The 5,107-nt window shown below is 55.4% G+C and carries 6 protein-coding genes and 1 pseudogene; 5 read left to right on the top strand and 2 right to left on the bottom strand.

Features of this window, described 5'->3' with window-relative positions; genetic code table 11:
* Positions 1-146: pseudogene (locus QD409_RS35085) on the bottom strand (IS5/IS1182 family transposase); the annotation flags it as partial.
* A 369-nt stretch (positions 147-515) separates the two neighbouring features.
* On the opposite strand from QD409_RS35085, the gene QD409_RS35080 reads away from it, so the two are divergent.
* The 3 genes from QD409_RS35080 (at position 516) to QD409_RS35070 (ending at position 3,199) form a co-directional block, all read left to right on the top strand.
* Positions 516-1,196 carry a M17 family peptidase N-terminal domain-containing protein gene (locus QD409_RS35080; RefSeq protein WP_430764996.1) on the top strand — a complete coding sequence of 227 codons (681 nt, stop codon included), beginning with the start codon at positions 516-518 and terminating at the stop codon, positions 1,194-1,196.
* Positions 1,189-1,602 carry a hypothetical protein gene (locus QD409_RS35075; RefSeq protein WP_430764995.1) on the top strand — a complete coding sequence of 138 codons (414 nt, stop codon included), beginning with the start codon at positions 1,189-1,191 and terminating at the stop codon, positions 1,600-1,602. Before QD409_RS35080 ends, QD409_RS35075 begins: the two co-directional genes overlap by 8 nt.
* Positions 1,603-1,918: 316 nt before the next feature.
* Complete coding sequence (locus QD409_RS35070) at positions 1,919-3,199, top strand: PAS domain-containing protein (RefSeq protein ID WP_430764994.1); 1,281 nt, start codon at positions 1,919-1,921, stop codon at positions 3,197-3,199.
* Between the two features lie 293 nt (positions 3,200-3,492).
* Here the strand turns inward: QD409_RS35070 and QD409_RS35065 are convergent, their stop codons facing one another.
* A complete protein-coding gene (locus QD409_RS35065) occupies positions 3,493-3,762 on the bottom strand; it encodes a helix-turn-helix domain-containing protein (RefSeq protein WP_430764993.1) in 270 nt (89 codons plus the stop codon).
* A 144-nt stretch (positions 3,763-3,906) separates the two neighbouring features.
* Between QD409_RS35065 and QD409_RS35060 the strand changes: the two genes are divergently transcribed.
* Both QD409_RS35060 and QD409_RS35055 read left to right on the top strand, forming a co-directional pair.
* Complete coding sequence (locus tag QD409_RS35060) at positions 3,907-4,596, top strand: hypothetical protein (RefSeq protein WP_430764992.1); 690 nt, start codon at positions 3,907-3,909, stop codon at positions 4,594-4,596.
* Between the two features lie 335 nt (positions 4,597-4,931).
* On the top strand, positions 4,932-5,107 hold a 176-nt coding region (locus QD409_RS35055), incomplete at its 3' end, for a transposase (protein WP_430762497.1).

Here is a 5,107-nt window from a genome sequence, read left to right as displayed (position 1 = left end):
GCGCAATACAATCCCGCAACGCGATCATCGATGAAAGTAAAGTCGATCACCGCATCGATCTTGCGAAGCAGATGATCTCTCGGCACCAGGCTGTCGAGCGTCACCATCTCGAGACCCGTCTGTTCGGCAGCAGGTTTCTTCAACATGTCCCATTGAATCAAAAACCTCCGGCCAAAGCCAGAGGTTTGTCAGCAGTCTGGGGGGGCTCCGCCCCCTTCCCACCCGGCCGCCCTTGCCGCGGACATCAGGCCCAAGCTTGCCACCTCCATGACTGACCTATGGGTTCCGCAGCGTATGGCCTGAGCCTCGGTAACCAATAGCCGATCACCACCAACGATCTGTACCGACGTATCTTATTTCAGAAGCTATTGTTCGATTACAGTATCTATAGACAAGCGCGGAATGCCGTCTCTCCCCGATAATTCAAGTTATGTGCTTGACTTGACGGACCAGCCAGCCAGCCTCGCGCATGCGCCTGACATGGTTAAGCCTTCAGAGGAGCCAGAGTGCTGTTGATGACGCAGTCGCAATCAATTGGAGTTTGGCGGGGAGTTTCATTGGAAGTTGCCGCCTGGGATGCGGCCCATGCCGAGGTCGATTTGTCGGCCGTCTGCATGTTCACTCACGAAATCGCGGAAGCCGGTTTAAAAGGCGGCCTGCTACATCTGGATCAAGCTCTTTCCGGCGGGCTCGCCGAACTTTGTCGTAGCGGTGAATTCAAAGCCGACTTCATGGAAACCCTGCTGATTAGCAAGCCTCCCTCAACGATCAGGGCCGCAGCGCTTTTGGTGATCGGCCTTGGCAATCCGTCTTCATGGACAGCAGCAACAACAGCTCACGCCGTTAAGGCAGTTGCCCGCGCTGCAGTCTATCGAGGCGATCGGAGTGTCGCCTTCGCACCGAGCCTTCTCGATTCCCGCTTAACCTCAAGCCAAACGGGCGACGTTGCGCTCGACATGATGAGAGCCGTAATCGAGATCATCGAGGTTCAGACGCGGGTCGTCGAACGCGGATTGGCTCATACTCCCCGACTGCAGCACTGGATCTTCGATGTGGGCTTATCACGCGCTGATGCCGTCACCGAACATTTCCGAGAAGGCTTTCAAAGCATCACATCGGCCCTTCGCGCCGGCTCGACCATAACGACGCCAAACACCGACGATCCCTCATCCGCGCCAGGAGAAAACAATGGCTGATTTGCCGCCGCCCGTGACTACGCAGGAGATCCGAATCGTAGACGAACAGGGACAGGCCCGGGTGATCCTTTCTGCAAAAGGCAGCGGACCGACGATCCTGTTGTTGCGTAAAGACGGCACAACCGGGGCTTCCGTGAAGCTAGACACCGCGGATCGCCCGACCGTCGTTCTCGCTAATCCAAATCCATCCTGGCCGTCCGCAGCCATGGAAATCGACGACAAGGGAGCGCATGTCAAATTCGATCGTCCGGGTGGAGCCTCTTCCTATCTGTTTCTGAACAATGCTGGCGGCTCGGGTGTCGTCCTTATCGACACCACGGGCAAACGCCGTCTCGATGCTCTTGTCGGGGCGGATGGCTCGAGCAAGATCGAGCGCATTGATGACGAGGGAAAGCCGATCCCTTGAATGAACGCGGCGGCTGGCAAACATCAGAGATGGCTCGGGAAAATGAACTTTTGAGATAGATCCTCAAGGCGGCCTCGCTCCGCGGCAAACAGATATTCACTGAGCGGTTTAGCGATATCTGCTGCCCGGATCACCGCAGGCGATCGGGCGGCGCCCGTAAGCCTGCGGTGATCCGCGAGACGTCCGCCGAACGCACGTCAAGCTGCTGACAGCGACCGAACATCTTCAGGAGCAGGTATTTGAAGCGCGAGCCGATCACAACACAGGCCAAGGATGGCGTTGCGATCAGGGAATTCGCGCTGTGTGAATGATGTGCATGAAGCCTAAAGAATCCAAAAATGCGGACGATCGTGCAAGATCCGCCAGCACAAAACCTATTCAAAATGGCAGCGAACGCAAACCGATCGAGCTGGGCGAGATCTGCGCTGATCGGGTGGGGTTGGAGATGGGCCGCGAACAAATCAAACGATGGGACAGCCAACGGATTGAGCTTAGTCTCTTCCAGCGAGCTTTCAAATACCGACTGCACGTCGCAATTGCTCTCGCAATCTTGATTTTCGTGGCCGACACACTGAGCAGACACGCTACAGCAGTGGCGGTGATGTATGTTCTTTGCCTTATTGTCGCCAGCGATTCGGCGAGCCGAATTACCGTCAAATTGGTTTCCGGTGGCTGCGCAGTGCTCACGCTACTCAGCTTTTTCATTTCGCACGGTCTCGCCACAGAGACGCTACCCACCCTACGTTTGATCTTTAGTCTTTTCGCCAATGTAACGACGGCAATCCTACTCACCAAACAAGCAGGTGATCGACTAATCCTGCAAGCGCAAGCTCGGCTTTTGGAACTAACGAGTGACGCTATCTTCCTCCGCGATGGAACAGGCCGTATCTGCTACTGGAATCATGGCGCGGAACGGCTTTTCGGCTACCACGCCAGCGAGGTGCTGGGCAAATTCCACTGGGAAGTGCTGGCAGTTCAAGGTGGTGAAGGACGTGCCGACCCTGAGCGTTGCTTCGTGGAGACAGGAAGCTGGGAGGGAGAGCTCGAGGTTATCACGAAAAGTGGACGCTCGATCAACGTTTACAGCCGATGGCGGGCGGAGCAGCCTCGACCGGAGGCTCCCTTGATGATCATCGTCACCACAATCGATATTTCAGCTCGGAAAGCCGCAGACGCAGCTCTCCGGGCGAGCGAATTTCGCTACAGGACGATATTCGAAACGTTGCCCGTCGCCATATGGGAGCACGATCTGCGCCCCGTCAAAGCGGAAATCGATGCGATAAAAGCATCAGGTGTCGTCGATTTCAAATCGTTCCTCGATAATAATCCCGACTTCATCGTCAGAGCCAGGAAGATGGTGCGCATCACGGACGTCAATCAAACTGCGCTTCGCTTGATGGGCATTTCAGAAAAGTCGGATTTTTTTGAATACCTCAGCGATTTCTTGCCCGAAGACGACGAAAGCTTCGGTCAGTTTCTTGCCACATTGAGCGAGGGCCAGCAAGTTTTCCAGTCTGAAACAAGTATCAAGAGCAGCCTGAATGGGCAGATACCAGTCATTGTAACTCTAAATCTACCTCCGGTGACCTGCCACTGAGAATTTCCTCCAGAATGGATTAGAGTCCGGCCATTGAGTGGCACTGTCCTGCCCGAGACCTGGAGAAACACTATGTCTGCGCGTCAGGGCCGCCTCTCAGGCCCTGCACTGGCTTCTTGAACCTCACCCCTGCCCCACCGCCGTAATATCTGCAAACCCGTCCATCAGATCACACCCACCTCCGCCGTCCCGCTCGAGGCTTACTTCATGATACCGTGGTCTCTTGAATGGCACTGTCCTGCCTGAGACCTGGAAAAACACCATGTCTACGTGTCAGGGCCGCCTCTCAAGGCCTACACCGGCTTCTTGAACCGCACCCCTACCCCACCACCGTTTTTTGAAATGAACTCGATCCCAGCTGCCTCCAAAGCCGTGCGAATAGCATTCAAGTTCGCATTTGTGATGTACGGGACGCCATCCTCTACTTCAGCCCGGCTCACCGTGGCAACACCAATGCCAGCTGCTTTTGCAAGGTCTTTTGCACTCCAACGGATCAATGCTCGCGCCGCACGCAGCTGTGCGCCGGTGATTTTATTGACATCATCTGATTTCGAATTGATCACTTTTATCTCGTATGGTATTCAAGGCGTTGCTTGAGTCTGCAACTCAATGCCGAAAGGGCCAAGGTCAAGTAAACTGTGGCTGCAACCGGTGCTAGGAACACCGAATGCAGCCTAACCACAACCAAGCTATCGGGAGCTCGGATCATGGCTGATTCTGAGAATAGCAGAACTTTGCCTTCAAATACCCGTCTAAACATTCTTTCGTACACGACAGATTTTCTGGCGCGCGTGCAGGATCGCGACGGCAGTGGCGCCGATGCCGATCCGGCCCTGGCAAAATGGCTGGAATGGCACGAAGCCCACCGCGAGTTCGAACTGAGCTGCCGTCTGCAACAGCATCTCGAGACCCAGTTGGTCGAGGCTGTGGGCTTCCCGATGGTTAAGATTGAGGTCCCCGGCACGCTTGAACCGGTCGTCATCCAAAACGAAGCGGACATCGAATATTGGCTAGAAGGTCCGGACAACGAGGAGGCCCGCGATAGGGCCAAGGAGAAGCTATCGGTACAACTCCGTCGTTGGAGCGCCGCAGACCAGGTCATGGGGTACACAAGAGCCCGGGAAGCCGAGCGCGTGGCCGCCGATCGTGAGCTCGCCTTGGCGGCAGAATTATGGGATATGCCCGCGCAGTCCATCGAAGGGATGATCGCCAAGCTGCAGGCTGTTCTGACACTCGGAATAGCATCGCCTGAATGTGACGAATTTCCCTGGCCAGCGCTGCGTTCGGTGATGAACGATCTCATTGAGATGGTCAAATCGCTGTCTGAGCTCGCGACCTCGGACAAAGCACAAACTCCAATACTCGAGGTGGCAGCTGTAAGAGCTCGTCAACGGTGACCCGAAGCCGCCTGACACAATACCGTTCCAAGCGGAGCCGATACCAACTAACGCGTTGGCGTCAACGTGCAGTGAAAATCGCGCTTACACATCAGCAATCGAGTCACAATGGAGGAGGCTTTGGAAAAATCGAGGCTTGAGCTTGAGCAAGCCTCCCGTTTCGCCATGGTCGGCGAAATATCCGCTTCAATTGCGCATGAAGTCAATCAGCCGCTGGCCGCAATTATGAGTTCTACTCAAGCCGCACAACTTTGGTTGGACCTTAGGCGATGTTGACAAAGTGGGTTCACAAATCAGCTTTGGTCTGATTCAAGACTACCTTTTAGGAGGCAGTTTTGGCACGTGGCGATTTGAGCGATGCAGAGTGGCGGATCATCGAGCCACTTTTACCGAGGGAACGCGGGCGCAAGTCGCGCCCGTTGCATGATAATCGGTGCTTTTTGAACGGGATGCTTCACGTGCTGCGGGTCGGTTGTCCGTGGCGCGATATGCATGAGCGATACGGCAAGTG

This window comes from Rhizobium sp. BR 315 (assembly GCF_050577975.1).
GTDB classification, from domain to species: Bacteria; Pseudomonadota; Alphaproteobacteria; order Rhizobiales; family Rhizobiaceae; genus Rhizobium; species Rhizobium miluonense.
The sequence above is the reverse complement of the archived record's forward strand: the minus strand, read 5'-3'. Positions and strand labels throughout refer to the sequence as shown.

Excerpts from the sequence above, each read along its gene's own strand:
- QD409_RS35080 (WP_430764996.1), top strand. The coding sequence starts at position 516 with ATGACGCAGTCGCAATCAATTGGAGTTTGGCGGGGAGTTTCATTGGAA.
- QD409_RS35070 (WP_430764994.1), top strand. The coding sequence starts at position 1,919 with ATGAAGCCTAAAGAATCCAAAAATGCGGACGATCGTGCAAGATCCGCC.
- QD409_RS35075 (WP_430764995.1), top strand. The coding sequence starts at position 1,189 with ATGGCTGATTTGCCGCCGCCCGTGACTACGCAGGAGATCCGAATCGTA.
- QD409_RS35060 (WP_430764992.1), top strand. The coding sequence starts at position 3,907 with ATGGCTGATTCTGAGAATAGCAGAACTTTGCCTTCAAATACCCGTCTA.